Raw genomic sequence first — 19,472 nt, 5'->3', positions numbered from 1 at the left:
ATGGATGTAAGTTCAATACTTAATTCCTATAGTACAGAATTACAAAAGACACAATTAGAACAATTAAGTAGTTTAAGCAGTAGTAGCAGTAGCGAAGAAACCACAGAAAATGCATTTAAAATGCAATTGATGTTATCAATGATACAACAAATGTTTAAAGATTCTGATGCATATTCTATAGTTATGGAGGCATTTACTAGTGCGATGAAGTCATCAAATTTTTCTTTTGATGGATTATTTAATACAAGTACATCAACAACAACATCATCATATAATAATGTTGCAAGTTCATCATTAACATCTAGTAGTGATTCTATAACTTCTAATAGTATTTATGAAGGTGTAGATGAAAAAGTAGCTAATGCTATAGACAAGGCTTGTAAAAAGTATAATATGGATCCAAGTTTTATAATGGCTGTTATAAAACAAGAGTCTAATTTTGATAGCAATGCTGTATCAAGTGCTGGGGCTACTGGAATAATGCAAATTATGCCATTTAATTTTGCGGGACTAGGGATAACAGATCCTTATGATGTTGAACAAAATATCGATGGTGGTACTAAGATGCTTAGTAATTTACTAGATGTTTATCAAGATAAGAAAATGGCATTAGCGGCATATAATGCAGGATCAGGAACATTGGCTAATAGAAATATTAATGGTGAAGAAGATTTTGATAGATTGCCTTCAGAAACACAAAATTACATAAAAAAAGTAAGTGCATATGAAGAAATGTACAATAATAAATATGTATAAATGTCTAATAGAAAAGAATTTCGTTCTAAAGCGGAATTCTTTTTTGTTAGTTTATAAAAGAATATAATAGTAATTGTATGGTTAGGAAATATGGATTTTATTTCAGTGGGATATATATGTTTTATTCATATATGAAGCTGTTATACTTAAGTGTTGTTTTTATAAAATCTATTGAAAATTTATTTAAATTATTTATTAAACAGCCTCAAAAATAATTGTAAATTAACAATAGTATGATATAGTAAAGATTATTGCATGGGAAAGTTCAAAAGGTTATAATTTTCCTGTGCCCTGTGCCCTGTGCCCTGTGCCCTGTGCCCTGTGCCCTGTGCCCTGTGCCCTGTGCCCTGATTTACATGAAAAGGAGATTAATAATGGCTATAGAAAGATTAGATAAAGTTTTAGCTAATTTAGGTTATGGAACAAGAAAAGAAGTTAAAGCATTAGTGAAATCAAAGGTAGTAGAAGTTGATGGTGTTGTTGCAAAAAGTTCAGATATGAAGTTAGATCCTGAAGTTTCAGTTATAACAGTTGATGGTGAAGAGGTAAGATATAGAAAGTACATATATCTTATGATGAATAAACCAGATGGAGTTGTTTCTGCAACTTATGATAAGTTTGATGAGACAGTTGTAGATTTACTTTATGATGAAGATGCAGTTTTTTCACCATTTCCAGTAGGAAGATTAGATAAGGATACTGTAGGATTATTACTATTAACTAATGATGGAGATTTAAATCATAGATTAATATCTCCAAAGTATAAAGTTGATAAGGTTTATTATGCTGAAATAGATAAGCCTGTTGATGAAAAAGATGTTGCTGCTTTTGAAAGAGGGATAACACTTCAAGACGATGGATATAAGTGTTTGCCTGCAAAGCTTGAAATTTTAAAAGCTACAGAAGATGGTTCCGAAGTAAAAGTTACTATAGTAGAAGGAAAGTTCCATCAAGTAAAGAGAATGTTTGAAGCAAGGGGAAAGAAAGTAGTTTATTTAAGAAGAATTGAGTTTGGTGGATTACATTTAGATGAAGAATTGGAAGAGGGCGAATATAGAGAATTAACAGATGAAGAATTGAAAGTTTTAAGAGGTGAAAAGTTACAAAATGAAAGTTTATAGGTAAAAAAACTTTTAATTTATAATAAAATGAAATATTTCCATTAAAAAAATAAAATAATGACAGAAAAATTTTCAAAAAACATTGAAATTTATCAAGTTATATCATATAATCAATATTGCAAGATAAATAAAAAGAATGAATAGCCCCCTTTTTATTTATTATTTTTTAAGACAGCTCAACCCCAAGAGCTGTCTTTTGCTATTTTATAAAGCATAAAGGCTACAATATAGGTAGCTTTTATGCTTTATCTTTTTAAAGTGTGAAATTAAAACCATTGATTAATGGTTCCAACTAAAATATAATTTTAATTATAACTAAAGGTTAAGGGGGAAGAATAGTGGAAGAGTATCATTCAATTTTAGAAAGTAAAGAGATGGATTTTCTATGTGATATGATTTTGACACTTAAAGATAGAGAAGATTGTTATAGATTTTTTGAAGATATATTCACTATAACAGAGATAAAATCTGCAGAGCAAAGATTACATGTGGCAAAAATGTTATATGAAAAGAAAACTTATCAAGAGATTGCTCATGAGACAGGTGCTAGTACAGCAACTATAAGTAGAGTGAATAGATGTTTGAATTATGGTAGTGATGGATATAGAAGAGTGTTAGAGAGATCAAAAAAATGAAGGGAGGAACCTAGTTATACTAGGAAATAATAGATGGATTTAAAAAAGTTACTTAATGAAAAACAATATGAGGCTGTTGAGACCATTAATGGACCAGTTTTAGTTCTAGCGGGTGCAGGATCTGGAAAGACTAGAGTTTTAACATATAGAATTGCAAATATGATTCAAAATTACAACATATATCCTTCTAATATATTAGCAATTACTTTTACTAATAAAGCAGCACAAGAAATGAGGGAGAGAGTAAAAAATCTTATAGGTGATGAGATTGAAGTTGGTTCTATGTGGATTTCTACATTCCATTCAACTTGTGTAAGAATTTTAAGAAGAGAAATAGATAAGCTTGGATATAATAAAAACTTTACTATTTATGATAGTTACGATTCTAAAACATTAATTAAGCAATGTATGAAAGAATTAAATATAAATGATAAGGATATAACTGATAGGGAAATAGCGTCTAAGATAGGAAGTTGTAAAGATGCTTTTATTTCAGCTAGACAATATAAGTTAGAAAATGAAAAGAACTTTAGAGAAAATAAAATTGCTGATGTTTATGAATTATATCAAAGAAAGTTAAAAGAAAATAATGCTTTAGATTTTGATGATCTTATATATAAAACTGTAGAGCTATTTAAGAAAAATGAAGATGTTCTTGGTTTTTATCAAAGAAAATTTAAGTACATAATGGTGGATGAGTATCAAGATACTAATGGATCACAATATTTACTTACAAAATTATTAGCTAGTGAACATAAAAATTTATTTGTAGTTGGAGATGATGATCAATCCATATATGGTTGGAGAGGTGCTGATATCAAAAATATTCTTGATTTTGAAAAGGATTATGAGGATGCGAAGATAATAAAATTAGAAGAAAATTATCGTTCAAAAGCAAATATATTAGATGCGGCTAATTCAGTTATTGGAAATAATCCACACAAACATTTAAAGACTCTTAGGACTAATAATGAGTCTGGTGAAAAGATAAAAATTTATAGAGCTCATTCTGATAAAGATGAGGCTGATTTTGTATGTAATGAAATGGATAATATTATAAAAGATAAGAATAAAAAATATAATGATTTTGCTATACTGTATAGAACTAATGCACAATCACGTTTATTTGAAGAAAAATTCTTATCAAGAGGGATTCCGTATAGATTAATTGGTGGATTAAAGTTCTACGATAGAAAAGAAATAAAAGATATAATGAGTTATTTAAAGGTTATTAATAATTCATTAGACTCTGTTGCATTAGAGAGAATTATAAATGTTCCGAAGAGAAATATAGGTGATACTACTGTAAATAAGCTTAAGGAATATGCTGAATACACGGAATTACCGTTATTTAGTGCTGTTCTAGATTGTGAAACGATACCTACTTTGACACCTAGGGCTACAACATCAATAAATAAGTTTGCTTCACTTATGAGTTCGTTTATGAGAAAGAAAGATGAAATTAAGGTATCAGAACTTATTGATGAAGTAATAAAAGAGACAGGATATGTTGAAGAGCTTAAGAAGTCTAATGCACCTGAGGATGTAAGTAGAATAGAGAACCTTAAGGAATTAGTTTCTGCTGCCGTTGAATTTGAAAAAAATAATGAAGATAAATCTTTAGCGGCATTTTTAGAATTAAATACATTAAATAGTGATGTAGATAATTATGATGAGGATGCAGATGCAGTAGTTCTTATGACAGTTCATTCAGCTAAAGGTCTTGAGTTCCCTGTAGTTTATATGGTAGGGATGGAAAATGGAATATTCCCAGGAACAGCTTCTTTTGATTCTCAAACAGAAATGGAAGAGTCAAGAAGATTATGTTATGTCGGTATAACAAGAGCTAAGGAAATGTTATATATGACTCATGCTGATTATAGAATGGTATATGGTAAAACAGTATCTTATGCTCCATCAGATTTTATATCAGAAATTAATAAAGACTTAAAAGAATATATAGGTGTTGAAAAGAAAAAATTTGTTGGTGAAACTGGGAATAGTAAATTTAAAGGCTTTTCTGGATTTAACACTAGAAGTAATGGATCTTTTGGTATAGCAAGTAGTAAACCTAAAGCAAATAGCGGCGAAAAGTCTGTATTAGATCCAGATACAGCTACTATAGGACTTAAAGTTAGACATCAAAAATTTGGAGAAGGAACAATAGTTTCTTTATCTAAAAAAGAGGAAGGAACATATGCAACTATTGCATTTATGTCAAATGGAGTAAAAGTTTTGAGATTAGATATAGCACCACTTCAATTAGCGTAAAAGGAAGGTTATTATGGATATAAAAGAGAGAATATCAGAATTAGTAGAAACATTAAATAAACATTCACATAATTACTATGTTTTAGATAATCCAACTATATCAGATAAGGAATATGATAAGCTTTATGATGAACTTAGAGAATTAGAAAAGTCTAGCGGTATAGTATTGCCTTATTCACCTACATTAAGAGTAGGTGATGGGGTACTTCCTGGTTTTAATAAGTATACCCATAAAGGCAAGTTGTGGAGTTTAGATAAGGCACAAACATCAGAAGAACTTATTGAATGGGATAAGAAAAATAGAAAGCTTATAAGTGAGTATAATAGCACTCATGAAGATAAGTTACCAGAGATATCTTATATTGTTACTAAAAAATTTGATGGCTTAACAGTGAATTTAACATATGATAATAATGGAATATTATCTGTAGCAGCTACAAGAGGAACTGGAGAAGTAGGAGAAGAGGTTACTGGTAATGTAAAAACTATTAAGTCAATTCCTCTTAAAATTGATACTAATGATGTTTTCGAAATTCATGGTGAAGCAATTATGACTAAGGAAGCTTTTGAAAACTATAATAAAGATGCTGACGTGCCATTAAAAAATCTTAGAAATGGTGCTGCTGGTGCTTTAAGAAATTTAAATTTAAGAGAAACTGCTAAAAGAAATTTATCAGCATTTTTTTATGATATCGGATATAATGAGGGAACTCCATTTAAAAGTTATATGGAGATGATGGATTTCATCAAAGAAAAAGGTTTTCCAGTAGATGATTATATCGTTAAGTGTAATACTATAGAAGAAGTTATAGAACAAGGTAAATATATTAGTGATATAAGAAGTGATCTAAATTACGATATAGATGGAATTGTTATAGCTATAGATGATATACAAACTAGAGAGGTTTTTGGGTATACAGTAAAGTTTCCTAAATGGGCTATAGCTTTAAAATTTGAAGCTGAAGAAGCTACTACAGAAGTTTTAGATGTAGAGTGGAATGTAGGAAGAAGTGGAAGAGTGGCACCAACAGCCATATTATCACCAGTAGAATTAGCAGGTGTTACAGTAAAACGTGCAACTCTAAATAATATGGATGATATTATGAGAAAAGGTGTAAAAATAGGTTCAAGAGTTTTTGTTAGAAGATCTAATGATGTTATTCCTGAAATTATGGGAGTAGCAGAAGAAGGAGAAAACGCTAAAGAAATTACACCACCAGAAAAGTGTCCATATTGTGGTAGTGATATTGTTTTAGAAGGAGCACATTATTTCTGTGAAAACTCATTATCTTGTAAGCCTCAATTAGTAAAGAGTATAGTTCATTATGGTAGTAGGGAAGCAATGAATATACCTGGATTTAGTGAAAAAACAGCAGAGGCATTATTTGAAAAGTTAGATATAAAAGCTTTAAGTGACCTGTACTCCATAAAGAAAGAGGAATTATTAACTTTAGATAAGTTTGGAGAGAAAAAAGCAGACAACTTATTAAATGCCATAGAAGGAAGTAAAAAGGCTCCATTATATTCTTTTATATATGCTTTAGGAATACCTAATGTAGGTCTTAAGACATCAAAAGATTTATGTAAGAGATTTAAATCACTAGACAACATAATGAATGCTACAGCAGAAGAGCTTATTTCAGTAGAAGATGTTGGAGATATTGTAGCAGAGTCAATATTAGAATTCTTTAGTGATGAAAATATAAAAAAATCTATTAATGATCTTTTAGAGGCCGGAGTATCACCTATATATGAAGAAAGTAATACTGAAGAAAGTGTATTTACAGGAAAATCTGTAGTGGTAACAGGATCGTTAGAGAATTTTACTAGAACTACAATTAAAGAAAAGTTAGAAGAGTTAGGAGCTAAGGTTGCTTCTTCTGTATCTAAGAAGACTGATTATGTTTTAGCTGGAGAAAAAGCTGGATCAAAATATGATAAAGCTATTGCTTTAGGAGTTAAGATTTTAACTGAGGAAGAATTCTTAGAAATGATAAAGTAAATAGGGGGAAGAGTTAGCTTTGGACGAAAATAAAAATGAAAAGTTTAATTATACTTCTAGACAAAAAAAGATTCATAAAATTATAGATGTTTTATCATGGATATTAATTTGTATTACGATATTTATACTTATAGTTACGATGTTATTAAGTTATGATTATATAAGTATGAAATATGAAATAGGATATGAAGTATTTCAAATTATGTTAGCTATAACAATGATAGTTGGAAGTGTATCATTATATGATTTTAAGAGTAAAAATAAGATGCCTATCGAATCTATTGGGTGCGTTATTATAGCATTTATATCGTTAGTATTTATGTTTTTAAATGTTAATTAAATATATAAAAAAGGATGTTGTAACTTATATCTACTATACAACATCCTTTTTATTATTGGTCTTCATCTTTTTTGTTTTTAATTAGTAATGAAATATTTTGATTCAATTTTTCTAGAAGATAATTTTTGTATTTAATTTGATTGTAGAATTTATTAAAAAGTACAAAACTCCAAATTGATATTATGCAAAATGTCAATAGTGAAATTACTATTAAAATGTAAAACAATACTGTTAACATAAATCGAATCTCCTTTATAATTTATAAAATATATTATATCATATCAACAAATATTATAAAGAAGACGTTACTAATTAATCATCATTATTATCAAAAATTGGAGGCATATATTTTAATATTAAATAGAATATAAACATGTTTCTACTAGAGTAAAAATTATCTTTAGATATCTTAATTTTATTTTTCTTTCTGCTAAGTTCTAAACGCTTTAAAAATATAGGGGCATATCCTTTAGTTATATAAGATGAATCATGGGAAGGAGAGAAATTGTTTTCTTCTAATAAATCTTCAGATTTTAGAGTTTGGTTTCTATATCTCTCCTCATTATCCATTTCAGGTGCATCTATAAAAGATAAAATAAGACCATTGTCACAAAGAGCGGTTTTATAAACTTTTGATATTATATCAGATGAATCTTCTATATCTCTTTCTAATAGGTTTATTATATAAAGTATAATATCTTCTGAATATACTTTGTCTTCAGAATCATCTCTGAAAATAAGGTATGTTTCATCGTCAAAATATCTTATAAGAGTTTCTTTTATTATTTCTTCTTTTTCTTTAAACTTATCAAGATTAAATAAATCAAACATTAATTTATTACATAATGACATTAACAATTCTGTTGTAAATGAAGTTTTATGTGCTCCACAGGTGTTTTCGGTATAATAATCTTCTAAATCAAGTATAAGAGACATTGCATCTACATTTTTTGATGTTTCATAGAAAATACATAATTGAAATAAAAATTCTACATATTCGTCATTATTCATTGAATATAAGTTATCTCTATCTACTATAAAAGCATTTAATATATCTAGAGAAAATGTCTTATATGCATCGCTAGATTCTGTATCATCGATTAAAGAATATAAATAAAAACAATTCATCATTAAAGCTTGATTACAAAATGATATTTTTTGTGATTTATCTAAAAATTTCACTTCGCTTAATATATTGTCAGAAAGATCTTTTTTATCAACAAAAAAACCTTGGGCATTTCTAAGATGAGCTACACAAAAATCTAGCTGAGATTTAGCAACTCCTTTAAATAATATACAATATTCCTTAGAATAATCCGTAGTAAAGTTTTTATAATACTTATATAGATTTAATAAAGATAGTATCATATAACCATTAGAACGTATTTCTACTTCTTTTTTTAAAGAATGAGATGGAAAAGTGAAATTTTTATTTTTTAAAGATATTTTTGAATCAGCTTTTTTATATATGCATAATAGTGGAGAAATATTTTTGACTATGTTAATATCATTGTTAGGGAGAGTTTTTTCTAATGAAGAACCTTTTAATGTTATTCCACATTTGGAATATAAAACTATTTGTTTCAAAGATTCTTTTGCAAAGTAAAATAATTGATTATTAACTTTTGATTGATTAAGAGAGTTCATTCTTAAAAATGGACCTATATATTTCAAAATAGTCACCACCTAAATAGTAATTCATTTATTTATATGATATGGATATAATTAATATGAATTTGGTAAAATATCATTTTTATAGGAGGAGAAACAGTGAAAAAAATAATTGTGGCAAGTAATAATAAGCATAAAATACAAGAAATAAAAGAGATATTAAAAGAGTATAATGTTGTATCTCTTAAAGAAGAAGGTATTAATATAGATCCAGAAGAAAATGGGACAACTTTTATAGAAAACTCTTATATAAAAGCAAAGGCTATATTAGATTTTATAGAAAATAAAGAAAATGTATTAGTTTTAGCAGATGATTCAGGACTAGCTGTAGATTATCTTAATGGAGCGCCGGGAGTTTATTCAGCAAGATATGCTGGAGAACATGGAAATGATAAAAAAAATAATGAGAAGTTACTTAAAGAATTATTATCGGTTCCTATGGAAAGTAGGGGAGCTGCATTTAAATGTGCTTTAGTTTTATTAGGACAAGATGTAGATATTAGAGTTGAAGGTGAAGTAAGAGGATATATATTAGAGGAAGAAAAAGGAGAAAGTGGATTTGGATATGATCCTTTATTTTTCTATCCACCATTTAATAAAACATTTGGACAAACTACAGAGGATGAAAAAAATAGCGTTAGTCACAGAGGTGAGGCGTTAAAAAAACTAAGAGGAAAATTGAACAATATATAGATATATAGGAGAGAAAAGTATGAAGATAGTAGCATTAAGTGATACTCATGGAGATAACTATTGTATATACAAGTCTTTAGAATATATAAAAACTATAAATCCTGATATTGGTTTACATTTAGGAGATAATACTAAGGATGTAGAAATCTACAAAAGAAATTTAGATATACCAATAGAGTGTGTTAGAGGAAATTGTGATTTTTCATCTTCAGCAGAAGATGAAAAGATAATAGAACTTTGTGGTAAGAAGATTTTTATTACTCATGGACATTTTTATGGTGTTAAAGAAGGAATGCAGAGACTTCTTTACAGAGGATTAGAGTTAAAAGTTGATATAGTATTATATGGACATACTCATATCTCAAATATATTATTTGAAGAAGGGTTATGGATCATTAACCCTGGTTCTGTATCATTGCCGCGTAAGGGTCAAAACTCCCTTGCAATCATTGATATAGAAGGGAGTAAGGTGACTCCAAGTATAATGTTAATAGATTAATTTATAAAAAAACAAAAAAAGTGTTGACTATATTATATCTTTAGTGTAGAATAATTTTTGTCGCCGAAAGAAAGCGACAAACAATCGGGGTGTGGCTCAGATGGTAGAGTGCGTGGTTTGGGACCATGAGGTCGCAGGTTCGAGACCTGTCACCCCGACCATTTAATAACATTGTTGAAAAGTAGTAAGAGTATCTATTTTCGAGAAACCAGTAGTACGAGGAAATGATGACTGAGGAAGTGAATAATACTATGGTATATGAACGACCGAAGGAAGAAATTGACGAAGTAATGCGAGGTTTATGGGAAATAGCCTTATGGATGAAACAAGGTTAAAGAATGATATGCGGGCATTGCATAGTGGTAGTGCTTCAGCCTTCCAAGCTGATAGTGCGGGTTCGATTCCCGCTGCCCGCTCCATAACATCTTTTTATTGAAAGATTCAAAGGAAGAAAATTCCTAAAAAAGAATTTAAAAAAAGATGTTGACAAGCTCAAAAGTATTTAGTAAAATACAAAACGTGCTGTGAGAGAAACACAAAACAAACTAAATAAAAAAGTAATAATACAAAGCTTAAAGTAAACAAAGGTATTCACTAAAAACAAATAGTTTATAGTAGAATAGCAAGGTATTCGCTAGAAACGAGTAGTACGAGGAAACAAGGAACGAACAAGCGAGAAATACTCCATGTATTCGAGTGAAGTGAGTGACGCAGTTGACGAAGTAATACGAAGCTTATAGTAGAATAGAATATGCGTCTTTAGCTCAGCTGGATAGAGCAACGCCCTTCTAAGGCGTGGGCCTGGGGTTCGAATCCCTAAAGACGCACCATATGTGTATTATTACACTAACTGGTAGAACACCAGTTATCGGGGTGTGGCTCAGATGGTAGAGTGCGTGGTTTGGGACCATGAGGTCGCAGGTTCGAGACCTGTCACCCCGACCATTAAAAAATAAAAACTGTAGAACATCTATTTTCAAGAAACGAGCAGTACGAGGAAATGATGACTGAGGAAGTTAATAGGAAATAGACTGATGAATAGCAATTAAGCTTTGAAAATATTATGCGGGCATTGCATAGTGGTAGTGCTTCAGCCTTCCAAGCTGATAGTGCGGGTTCGATTCCCGCTGCCCGCTCCACAACATCTTTTAAGATGTATTAAAAGCTATATTAAATATATTCACTAGAAGTATATAAAGCTTATAGTAGAATAAGAATATGCGTCTTTAGCTCAGCTGGATAGAGCAACGCCCTTCTAAGGCGTGGGCCTGGGGTTCGAATCCCTAAAGACGCACCATATGTGTCATTAGCTCAGCTGGTAGAGCACCTGACTCTTAATCAGGGTGTCCAGGGTTCGACTCCCTGATGACGCACCAATTTAAGGTGGCCGTAGTTCAGTTGGTAGAGCGCCAGATTGTGATTCTGGTTGTCGTGGGTTCAAGTCCCATCGGTCACCCCATTGTAATGGGATATCGCCAAGCGGTAAGGCATCGCACTTTGACTGCGACACTCGTAGGTTCGAATCCTGCTATCCCAGCCATAAGGTTCACTAGCTCAGTTGGTAGAGCACATGACTTTTAATCATGTTGTCCGGGGTTCGATTCCCCGGTGAGCCACCATATAAGCAGGTGTGGCGGAACTGGCAGACGCACTAGACTTAGGATCTAGCGCCTTTGGCGTGGGGGTTCGACTCCCTTCACCTGCACCATTTATGGTATAGAAGAAATAAAAATACATTATGCGGGCATTGCATAGTGGTAGTGCTTCAGCCTTCCAAGCTGATAGTGCGGGTTCGATTCCCGCTGCCCGCTCCATTTTAAGTTATTTATTTCTTTAGCACATTAATAAAAAATACTATGCGGGCATTGCATAGTGGTAGTGCTTCAGCCTTCCAAGCTGATAGTGCGGGTTCGATTCCCGCTGCCCGCTCCAATTTTAAGTTATAATAAAAATCAATTAATTATGGGCAGTTAGCGCTCATAGCTCAGTTGGATAGAGCGTCAGACTCCGGATCTGAAGGCCGTGGGTTCAACTCCCGCTGGGCGCACCAAATAAGGCATTACGTAAAATTAACATAAATCACTAACTTTAGACCTTGAGTTCCCCTCAAGGTTTTTTTTATGCATTTATTGTAATTGTTTTCAAGCGTAGGAATATAAATATAATAATTAATAAAAAAAGTCACCTTTAAGAGAGTGGTACATATTATATTAGTAAAACAATAATGGGGGGACTCGTATGCTTGAACTTTTTGATAAAACTGACACATATATTATAGAAGGAGTAAGATTTAAAAGTTATCAATTATATAAGATGGTTTTAAAATCAATGAAAGAAAGTAATCAGAGTTTAAATAGATTAGAAAAGCTATATTTATATAATGCAAAAATAGAAGATTTTTATGAAGTATTGAAAATCCCAAATTTAAAAGCTTTGAGAATGAGAAAATGTAATATAGATAATATAGAATTCTTGGGATTAATGACAAAGTTAACTTATTTAGATTTGGGGGAAAATAACATTTCTGATTTAAAACCAATAGAGAAGTTATCAAAATTAGAAAGATTATTTTTAGATGATAATAATATAAAAGATATTACTCCATTGAGATCATTAACAGAATTATATGACTTAGATTTATCAATGAATTTTCTTAAAGGTGAAATCGATTTAAAAATGTTTACTAATATTGAATTTTTAAATCTTGGTGATAATCAAATATCTAAGTTATCAGGATTTGATAAGTTAGATTATATAGATGAGCTTGATATATCTAACAATTTTCTAGAAGAAATATTGTTTTTAAAAGATATACCGTCAATTACTTACTTATGTCTTTGTGGTAATCCTATTAAAGATTATTCTACTTTAGAGAATCTAGAAGTATATGATTTAGAAGTTTAATCTGTGAGATGTGTTATGTTTACTAATTAGCCTTTTATGATTTTCAAATATAGTTAAATATAATTAATTTATACATTATTGACAAAGCAACTTCAGTGTGTTAGTATTTTTTTAATAAACAGAATAACCTTTAAAGCTAGTCCAGAGAGGCTAGAAAGGGTAGGTAAATTGCAATAGGTATGCAGTGGTGCATACAATTTTAACAGGATAACTATGCCTTCCCTTAGGGAAGGCTTTTTTATTACACAATATTATAATTAAAATAATTACTTTTATTGATAAAAGGTGTCTCAAAAGGAGGAACATTATGTTAAAAGGTAAAGATTTAATTGACCCAAAAGATCTTTCACTAGAAGAATATGAAGAGATATTCAAATTAGCGGAAGATATGATGGAGAATCGTGAAAAGTATTCAGAGATAGCAAAAGGAAAAATTCTAGCGACGTTATTCTTTGAGCCAAGTACTAGAACGAGATTATCTTTTGAAAGTGCCATGCTTAGATTAGGGGGAGGCGTTTTAGGATTTTCAGAAGCAGCTTCATCATCAGCGGCAAAGGGAGAAAGCCTTGGGGATACTATAAAAGTAGTATCTGCTTATGGGGATATTATAGCAATGAGACATCCTAAAGAAGGATCTGCATATTTAGCATCAAAATTTTCAAAATATCCAGTTATTAATGCTGGTGATGGAGGACATCAACATCCAACTCAGACATTAACAGATTTACTTACAATAAAAAGAAAACTAGGAAGGCTTACAAATTTGAGAATAGGCATCTGTGGTGATCTTAAATTTGGAAGAACAGTACATTCATTAATAAAAGCGTTGGCAAGATATGAAGGTAATTCATTTGTAATGATATCGCCAAAAGAACTAGATATTCCAATGTATATAAAAGAAGAGTTAGATAGAATAGGTAATGTAGAATACATAGAAACAACATCATTAGAAGAACATATAGAGGATTTAGATATTCTTTATATGACTAGAATTCAAAGAGAGCGTTTTGCAGATAAAGAAGAATACGAAAGATTAAAAGATAGTTATATATTGACTGTAGATAAGTTAGAAAATGCAAAAGAAGATATGATAATACTGCATCCTCTTCCAAGAGTAAATGAAATAGATTATCATGTTGATGAGGATAAAAGAGCAGCATATTTTGATCAAGCAGAGTACGGAATATATGCTAGAATGGCATTAATTGCACTTATATTAGGATTAGTTTCAGATAATGGAGCAAAGTGTGAGAAAAGTAATAAGGAAGTAATAGTTAATAAAGAAGTAAAGTGCAACAATAAGAATTGTATAACTAATGCAGAGACACAACCATTCAAGAGAATCTATAAAATTGAGGGTGAAGAATTTTATAGATGTGGATATTGTGATAAGGCAATACTATAACAGTGCACAGTGAAGGGAGAAATTCCTGTGGAATTTCTTTAAAATAGGTTTTTCCGTGGGAAAAACTACAATAACTGTGCACTGAAGAAGGAGGATTTATGGATTTATTAATTAAGAATGTAAAGATAGTGGATTATAGTGGAGAATTCCATGGGGATGTTTATATAAAAGAAGGAAAAATAAGTGATGTAGGTTTAGGTTTAGAGAAGTCTTGTGATGTTATAGATGGGGAAGGAAAGACGTTGATGCCTGCTTTTGTAGATTTACATTGTCATTTTAGGGATCCTGGTCTTACTCATAAGGAAGATATTGAAACAGGTAGTAGAGCTGCGGTTAAGGGGGGATATACTACTGTAAATTTAATGGGTAATACTAAGCCGACTGCTTCTAGTATGGATGTTTATGATTATGTAGTTAATAAGGGAAAAGAAGTTGGTTTTTGTGATTTAAATCAATGTATAACAGTTACAGAAAATTTAGATGGAAAGACATTAAGCCACTTAGATAATGTAGATTCAAAGGTTAAATTCTTAACTGATGATGGTAGAGGGGTTCAAAATAATAAAGTAATGTATGAAGCTATGGTAAAGGCAAAGGAAATGGGAGTTGGAATTATGTCTCATGCTGAGGATGATGAGATATTACCAATAAGTCATACTTTAGCAGAAAATCTTATGACTATAAGAGATATAGAACTTGCTAAATATACTGGAGCACATTTGCATTTAAGTCATGTATCTACAAAGGAAGCATTAGATTATATAATGAATGCAAAAGATGAGGGGTATGAAAATATTACTTGTGAAGTTACACCTCATCATATAGCTTTAAATGATGAAATAAAATATAGAGTAAATCCTCCACTTAGAAGTGAGGAAGATAGAATGATGGTCATTGAAGCTATTAAAATGGGATATGTAGATGGAATAGGAACAGACCATGCACCTCATACAGCAGAAGATAAGGCTAATGGTGCACCAGGGATTTCATGTATAGAAGTAGCTTTTTCAATGTGTTATAGCGCTTTAGTAAAAGAAGGGCACATAACTCTTAGTGAGCTTTCAAATCTTATGTCAAAGAGACCTGCAGAGCTTATGAAAATCAATAAAGGAGCTATAAAACCAGGCATTGAAGGAGATTTAGTTCTTGTTGATGAGGATACAGAAATTATTATAGATAGTTCAAAATTTGAATCAAAAGGTAAAAATACGCCTCTTAATGGAAGCAAATATTTTGGTGAAGTATTAATGACAGTAAAAGGCGGAAAGATAGTATATAAAAAATAGACTAGTGAGGTGTTTAGTATGATAATTGATAAATTATATAAGAGAGTTGAAAAGCTAGGACATGTATGTTTAGGGTTAGATACAGATTTAAGCTATATACCAGAAGAAATTATAAAAGAATCTTCAAGTAATAGGGAAGCCATTGTTAAGTTTAATAAAGGAATAATTGATGCGACATTAGATGTAGTGTCAACATATAAGGTTCAAATAGCTTATTATGAAGCATTAGGAATAGAAGGCCTGTTAGCTTATAAGGAGACTTTAGAATACTTAAGAGAAAAAGATGCAATAATCATAGCGGACATAAAAAGAGGAGATATAGCTAAAACTGCAGAAATGTATGCTAAAGCACACTTCACAGGGGATTTTGAAGCGGATTTTATCACATTAAATCCATATATGGGAATGGATACAATAGAACCATTTATGGAATATCTAGAAAAGTATGATAAAGGTATATTTACATTAGTGAGAACATCAAACCCAGGGGCTAAAGATGTTGAGTATATAGAAACAGTAAAAGGCGAAAAGGTATATGAAGAAGTGGGAGAAATGGTTCAAGAGTTAGGTAAGAAGGTAACAGGAACTTGTGGATATTCTTCAATAGGAGCAGTTATGGGATGTACTCATGTTGATGAAGCTGTAAAAATGAGAGAAGCATTAGGAAACACCTTCTTTTTAATACCAGGATATGGAGCGCAAGGTGGAACTGCTAAAGAAGTTGCATTATACTTAAAGAATGGAAATGGTGGTGTAGTAAATTCATCAAGAGGAATTTTACTAGCATATAAAAAAGATAAATATAAAGGAATGTCATATGCAGAAGCTGCAAGAGCAGAATCAATTTCAATGAGAGATGATATTCTAGGGTGGTGTAAATAATGGATACGGGTTATTATGAAATATTAGAAAATAGTAAAGTAGCTGAAGGAATATTTAAGATGGTGGTTAAGGGGGACTTTAACTGCAAAGCAGGACAATTTTATATGTTAAAGAAAGATAACTCTTCAGTGTTATTACCGAGAGCTATATCAATTAATGATGTTACAGAAGAAGGTATAACATTTCTTTATCATGTAGCAGGAAAAGGAACAGAAGAGTTTTCTTACATGAGACCAAAAGAAAGAATACAACTAACAGGACCTCTTGGAAATGGATTTAACTTAGAAGAGTTAAAAGGTAAAAAAGTAGGAATTGTTACAGGTGGTATAGGTATAGCACCTATGTTATATGTATCAAAAAAAATAGAAGGTGCATCTAAAGTAGATTTCTTTGCTGGATTTAGAGATGAAGTTTATTATATAGATGAAATTAAAAAGTATGTTAATGAAGTTAAAGTATCTACAGAATCAGGATCACAAGGACATAAAGGTTTTGTAACAGAGATATTTAATCCAGAAGACTATGATGTTATCCTTTGCTGTGGACCAGAAGTAATGATGAGAGCTGTAATGGCTATTTGTAAAGAGAAGAATACAAAAATATACGTGTCATTAGAGAACAAGATGGCTTGTGGCGTTGGTGGATGCTTAGTATGTACTTGCAAGACTAAAGAAGGAAATAAGAGAACTTGTAAAGATGGTCCAGTATTCCTTGGGGAGGAGCTAGTGTAGTATGATGAATGTTAACATAAATGGAGTAGAATTTAAAAATCCTATAATAGCTGCATCAGGTACTTTTGGATTTGGAGAAGAATTTAGTAATTTCTATGATGTAGGAAAATTAGGTGGGATTTCTTCAAAAGGTTTAACTATAAATCCTAAAGAAGGAAATGACGGATTAAGAATGTGGGAAACACCAAGTGGTATGATGAATTCAGTAGGACTTCAAAACCCAGGGGTAGAAGCTTTTATAGAAAAAGAATTACCACATATGAAAAGTTACGGTAATGTAGTTATCGCTAATCTTGGTGGTGGAACTATTGATGATTATTTAAGAGGAACAGAGTTATTAACGAAAACAGATGTTGATATGATAGAATTAAATATATCATGTCCAAACGTAAAGCATGGAGGCATGGCATTTGGTACTAAATGCGAGGTAGCTTATGAAGTAGTTAAAGCTGTTAAAGAGGTATGCACAAAGCCATTAATGGTTAAGCTATCACCAAATGCTGAAAATATTCAAGATATGGCTATAAAGTGTGTAGAAGCAGGAGCTGACTCATTATCCTTAGTAAATACATTTAAAGCAATGGCTATAGATATATATAAAAGAAAGCCAGTATTCAATAATGTAACAGCAGGACTTTCAGGCCCAGCAATAAAGCCTATAGCACTTAGAATGGTTCATGAAGTATGCCAAGTTGTTGATGTACCAGTGGTAGGACTTGGTGGAATAAGTAATTGGATGGATGTTATAGAATTTATAATGGCAGGAGCTACTGCTGTTCAAATAGGTACAGCTAATTTCCTTAAGCCTGATATTGGTTTAGATATAATTGAAGGTGTAGAAAAATACATGAAAAATCAAGGAATTAAGGATTTAAATGAAATTAGAGGAATAATTAAATAACTCATATAAACTGTGCATAGAAGTTGAGATCTATGATAAAGATTAGTGTCTGCTTTGTAAAGCCAGGTAGTAGAAATATTAAATAAAATTAACAAAAATTAGATTGACACAAGCGCTCTAAGGTGATAAGATATAGTAAAAATTGCTTACCTTTAAGTACAGTCCAGAGAGGCTGAGAAGGTATTTGGGAAATACGGTAAACAATATAGACCTTCTGCGCCGGCAGAAGGTCTTTTTATAAGCTGTATGAATATTCCAAATACTCTAAAAATTCGATTTAAGAGGTGGATTAAATGAATGGAATATTATATTTAGAAGACGGAAGAAAATATGAAGGAACTGCATTTGGAGCAGTAGGTACTTTCGTAGGAGAAATAGTCTTTAACACATCCATGACTGGATATCAGGAAATTCTTACAGACCCTTCATATGCGGGACAAATAATAACAATGACCTATCCATTGATAGGAAACTACGGGGTTTCATCATTATTTCAAGAAAGTAGAGGAATCTTTGCAAAAGGATTCGTAGTAAAAAGTCTTTGCATGGAACCATCAAATTGGACTAATGAAAAAGATTTAGACCAATATTTAAAAGAGCAAGGAGTAATAGGGCTTTCTGGAATTGATACAAGAAGTATAACAAGAGAAATAAGAGATAAGGGTGCGATGAAAGCACTTATTACTTCAGAAAATTTAACTGATGAAGAGCTTAAAGATATATTAGAGAATACAGAAGTAGATACTAAAGTTGTAAAAGCAGTATCTAGAAAAGAAATTGAATATATTTATGGACCAGGAAAAACTGTTGCAGTTTTAGATTATGGTATAAAAAATAATATATTAGAAAACCTTAAAGCAAGAGGTTGTAACTTAAAAGTATATCCTTATAATACAACGGCAGAAGAAATATTAAAAGATAATCCAGACGGAATATTCTTATCAAATGGACCAGGGGACCCAGAGGAAGTTCCAGAAGCTATAGAGACAGTTAGAGAGCTTATTGGGAAAAAACCTATCTTTGGTATATGTTTAGGACATCAAATAATAGCATTAGCTATAGGAGCAAAGACATATAAGTTAAAGTATGGTCATAGGGGTGGTAACCATGGTGTATATGACATAGATAGAGATAGAGCTTATATAACTTCACAAAATCATGGTTATGCAGTACAGGATGAATCTCTTGAAGGTAAGGGTATGGTAATTACTCACAGAAATCTAAATGATAATACTGTAGAAGGAATGAGACACGAGACACTTCCATTATTCTCAGTACAATTCCATCCAGAAGGTGCTCCAGGACCAGAAGACTCAGAGTATCTTTTCGATAAATTTATAGCACTTATGAATGAATAGTTAGGTAGGGAGGATTA

Annotated in this window: 16 protein-coding genes, 14 tRNA genes and 1 pseudogene; 30 read left to right on the top strand and 1 reads right to left on the bottom strand. The window is 31.1% G+C overall.

Features of this window, described 5'->3' with window-relative positions; all coding sequences use genetic code 11:
• The 6 genes from CM240_RS10870 (at window position 1) to CM240_RS10845 (ending at window position 7,125) form a co-directional block, all read left to right on the top strand.
• Window positions 1-756: a lytic transglycosylase domain-containing protein gene (locus CM240_RS10870; RefSeq protein ID WP_044039064.1), complete on the top strand. Its 756-nt coding sequence runs from the start codon at window positions 1-3 to the stop codon at window positions 754-756.
• A 380-nt stretch (window positions 757-1,136) separates the two neighbouring features.
• The gene (locus CM240_RS10865) at window positions 1,137-1,877 is read left to right on the top strand and encodes a pseudouridine synthase (protein WP_044039914.1); all 741 of its coding nucleotides are present in this window, start codon (window positions 1,137-1,139) and stop codon (window positions 1,875-1,877) included.
• A 338-nt stretch (window positions 1,878-2,215) separates the two neighbouring features.
• Window positions 2,216-2,512, top strand: coding sequence for a YerC/YecD family TrpR-related protein (locus CM240_RS10860; protein WP_044039062.1), 297 nt, complete (start codon window positions 2,216-2,218; stop codon window positions 2,510-2,512).
• Window positions 2,513-2,545: 33 nt separating this feature from the next.
• Entirely contained in the window at window positions 2,546-4,783 is a 2,238-nt protein-coding gene (gene pcrA, locus CM240_RS10855; RefSeq protein WP_044039060.1) for a DNA helicase PcrA, read from the top strand.
• A gap of 10 nt (window positions 4,784-4,793) precedes the next feature.
• Window positions 4,794-6,785 carry an NAD-dependent DNA ligase LigA gene (gene ligA, locus CM240_RS10850; protein WP_173400242.1) on the top strand — a complete coding sequence of 664 codons (1,992 nt, stop codon included), beginning with the start codon at window positions 4,794-4,796 and terminating at the stop codon, window positions 6,783-6,785.
• Between the two features lie 19 nt (window positions 6,786-6,804).
• Window positions 6,805-7,125, top strand: coding sequence for a hypothetical protein (locus tag CM240_RS10845; protein WP_044039056.1), 321 nt, complete (start codon window positions 6,805-6,807; stop codon window positions 7,123-7,125).
• Between the two features lie 312 nt (window positions 7,126-7,437).
• Here CM240_RS10845 and CM240_RS10835 read toward each other — a convergent pair whose 3' ends face one another.
• On the bottom strand, window positions 7,438-8,799 hold the full coding sequence (locus CM240_RS10835; protein WP_044039052.1) for a hypothetical protein: 1,362 nt from the start codon (window positions 8,797-8,799) through the stop codon (window positions 7,438-7,440).
• A 96-nt stretch (window positions 8,800-8,895) separates the two neighbouring features.
• Between CM240_RS10835 and rdgB the strand changes: the two genes are divergently transcribed.
• The 24 genes and pseudogenes from rdgB to carA all read left to right on the top strand — a co-directional run bounded on the left by rdgB (window position 8,896) and on the right by carA (window position 19,455).
• The gene (gene rdgB, locus CM240_RS10830) at window positions 8,896-9,489 is read left to right on the top strand and encodes an RdgB/HAM1 family non-canonical purine NTP pyrophosphatase (RefSeq protein ID WP_044039050.1); all 594 of its coding nucleotides are present in this window, start codon (window positions 8,896-8,898) and stop codon (window positions 9,487-9,489) included.
• A 19-nt stretch (window positions 9,490-9,508) separates the two neighbouring features.
• Window positions 9,509-9,988: a metallophosphoesterase gene (locus CM240_RS10825; RefSeq protein WP_044039048.1), complete on the top strand. Its 480-nt coding sequence runs from the start codon at window positions 9,509-9,511 to the stop codon at window positions 9,986-9,988.
• Window positions 9,989-10,073: 85 nt separating this feature from the next.
• Window positions 10,074-10,149: transfer RNA gene (locus tag CM240_RS10820), tRNA-Pro, on the top strand.
• A 184-nt stretch (window positions 10,150-10,333) separates the two neighbouring features.
• A tRNA-Gly gene (locus tag CM240_RS10815) sits at window positions 10,334-10,407 on the top strand.
• 334 nt (window positions 10,408-10,741) lie between these two features.
• A tRNA-Arg gene (locus tag CM240_RS10810) sits at window positions 10,742-10,818 on the top strand.
• A gap of 39 nt (window positions 10,819-10,857) precedes the next feature.
• A tRNA-Pro gene (locus CM240_RS10805) sits at window positions 10,858-10,933 on the top strand.
• A 120-nt stretch (window positions 10,934-11,053) separates the two neighbouring features.
• Window positions 11,054-11,127 (top strand) — tRNA-Gly (locus CM240_RS10800).
• An 81-nt stretch (window positions 11,128-11,208) separates the two neighbouring features.
• Window positions 11,209-11,285: transfer RNA gene (locus tag CM240_RS10795), tRNA-Arg, on the top strand.
• 3 nt (window positions 11,286-11,288) lie between these two features.
• Window positions 11,289-11,364 (top strand) — tRNA-Lys (locus CM240_RS10790).
• Window positions 11,365-11,371: 7 nt separating this feature from the next.
• Window positions 11,372-11,447, top strand: a tRNA-His gene (locus tag CM240_RS10785).
• A gap of 6 nt (window positions 11,448-11,453) precedes the next feature.
• A tRNA-Gln gene (locus CM240_RS10780) sits at window positions 11,454-11,528 on the top strand.
• Between the two features lie 3 nt (window positions 11,529-11,531).
• A tRNA-Lys gene (locus CM240_RS10775) sits at window positions 11,532-11,607 on the top strand.
• A gap of 5 nt (window positions 11,608-11,612) precedes the next feature.
• Window positions 11,613-11,696 (top strand) — tRNA-Leu (locus CM240_RS10770).
• Window positions 11,697-11,728: 32 nt separating this feature from the next.
• Window positions 11,729-11,802: transfer RNA gene (locus tag CM240_RS10765), tRNA-Gly, on the top strand.
• A 44-nt stretch (window positions 11,803-11,846) separates the two neighbouring features.
• A tRNA-Gly gene (locus CM240_RS10760) sits at window positions 11,847-11,920 on the top strand.
• Between the two features lie 41 nt (window positions 11,921-11,961).
• Window positions 11,962-12,038 (top strand) — tRNA-Arg (locus tag CM240_RS10755).
• Between the two features lie 188 nt (window positions 12,039-12,226).
• Complete coding sequence (locus CM240_RS10750; protein ID WP_044039046.1) at window positions 12,227-12,892, top strand: leucine-rich repeat domain-containing protein; 666 nt, start codon at window positions 12,227-12,229, stop codon at window positions 12,890-12,892.
• A gap of 307 nt (window positions 12,893-13,199) precedes the next feature.
• Window positions 13,200-14,117: pseudogene (gene pyrB, locus CM240_RS10745) on the top strand (aspartate carbamoyltransferase); the annotation flags it as partial.
• Window positions 14,097-14,297 (top strand): hypothetical protein, encoded by a 201-nt coding sequence (locus CM240_RS18010; RefSeq protein ID WP_242838504.1) that lies wholly within the window; start codon window positions 14,097-14,099, stop codon window positions 14,295-14,297. The pseudogene pyrB and the gene CM240_RS18010, both read left to right, overlap by 21 nt.
• A gap of 98 nt (window positions 14,298-14,395) precedes the next feature.
• Window positions 14,396-15,583, top strand: coding sequence for a dihydroorotase (locus CM240_RS10740; protein WP_044039044.1), 1,188 nt, complete (start codon window positions 14,396-14,398; stop codon window positions 15,581-15,583).
• An 18-nt stretch (window positions 15,584-15,601) separates the two neighbouring features.
• Window positions 15,602-16,465, top strand: a complete 864-nt coding sequence (pyrF, locus tag CM240_RS10735) for an orotidine-5'-phosphate decarboxylase (protein ID WP_044039043.1) — start codon at window positions 15,602-15,604, stop codon at window positions 16,463-16,465.
• Window positions 16,465-17,196: a dihydroorotate dehydrogenase electron transfer subunit gene (locus tag CM240_RS10730; RefSeq protein ID WP_044039042.1), complete on the top strand. Its 732-nt coding sequence runs from the start codon at window positions 16,465-16,467 to the stop codon at window positions 17,194-17,196. The genes pyrF and CM240_RS10730 overlap by 1 nt, the downstream gene beginning before the upstream one ends.
• A gap of 1 nt (window position 17,197) precedes the next feature.
• The gene (locus CM240_RS10725; protein WP_044039041.1) at window positions 17,198-18,097 is read left to right on the top strand and encodes a dihydroorotate dehydrogenase; all 900 of its coding nucleotides are present in this window, start codon (window positions 17,198-17,200) and stop codon (window positions 18,095-18,097) included.
• A 293-nt stretch (window positions 18,098-18,390) separates the two neighbouring features.
• Window positions 18,391-19,455 carry a glutamine-hydrolyzing carbamoyl-phosphate synthase small subunit gene (carA, locus tag CM240_RS10720; protein ID WP_044039040.1) on the top strand — a complete coding sequence of 355 codons (1,065 nt, stop codon included), beginning with the start codon at window positions 18,391-18,393 and terminating at the stop codon, window positions 19,453-19,455.
• Window positions 19,456-19,472 lie beyond the last annotated feature (17 nt).

Source organism: Clostridium bornimense, assembly GCF_000577895.1.
Lineage (GTDB): Bacteria > Bacillota > Clostridia > Clostridiales > Clostridiaceae > Clostridium_AN > Clostridium_AN bornimense.
Note: the sequence above shows the minus strand (reverse complement) of the source record. Positions and strands in the feature narration are given on the sequence as shown.

Bases quoted from the DNA above. Each gene is read 5' to 3' on its own strand.
- CM240_RS10870 (WP_044039064.1), top strand. From the start codon at position 1: ATGGATGTAAGTTCAATACTTAATTCCTATAGTACAGAATTACAAAAG.
- pcrA (WP_044039060.1), top strand. From the start codon at position 2,546: ATGGATTTAAAAAAGTTACTTAATGAAAAACAATATGAGGCTGTTGAG.
- CM240_RS10825 (WP_044039048.1), top strand. From the start codon at position 9,509: ATGAAGATAGTAGCATTAAGTGATACTCATGGAGATAACTATTGTATA.
- CM240_RS10750 (WP_044039046.1), top strand. From the start codon at position 12,227: ATGCTTGAACTTTTTGATAAAACTGACACATATATTATAGAAGGAGTA.
- CM240_RS10740 (WP_044039044.1), top strand. From the start codon at position 14,396: ATGGATTTATTAATTAAGAATGTAAAGATAGTGGATTATAGTGGAGAA.
- pyrF (WP_044039043.1), top strand. From the start codon at position 15,602: ATGATAATTGATAAATTATATAAGAGAGTTGAAAAGCTAGGACATGTA.
- CM240_RS10730 (WP_044039042.1), top strand. From the start codon at position 16,465: ATGGATACGGGTTATTATGAAATATTAGAAAATAGTAAAGTAGCTGAA.
- CM240_RS10725 (WP_044039041.1), top strand. From the start codon at position 17,198: ATGATGAATGTTAACATAAATGGAGTAGAATTTAAAAATCCTATAATA.
- carA (WP_044039040.1), top strand. From the start codon at position 18,391: ATGAATGGAATATTATATTTAGAAGACGGAAGAAAATATGAAGGAACT.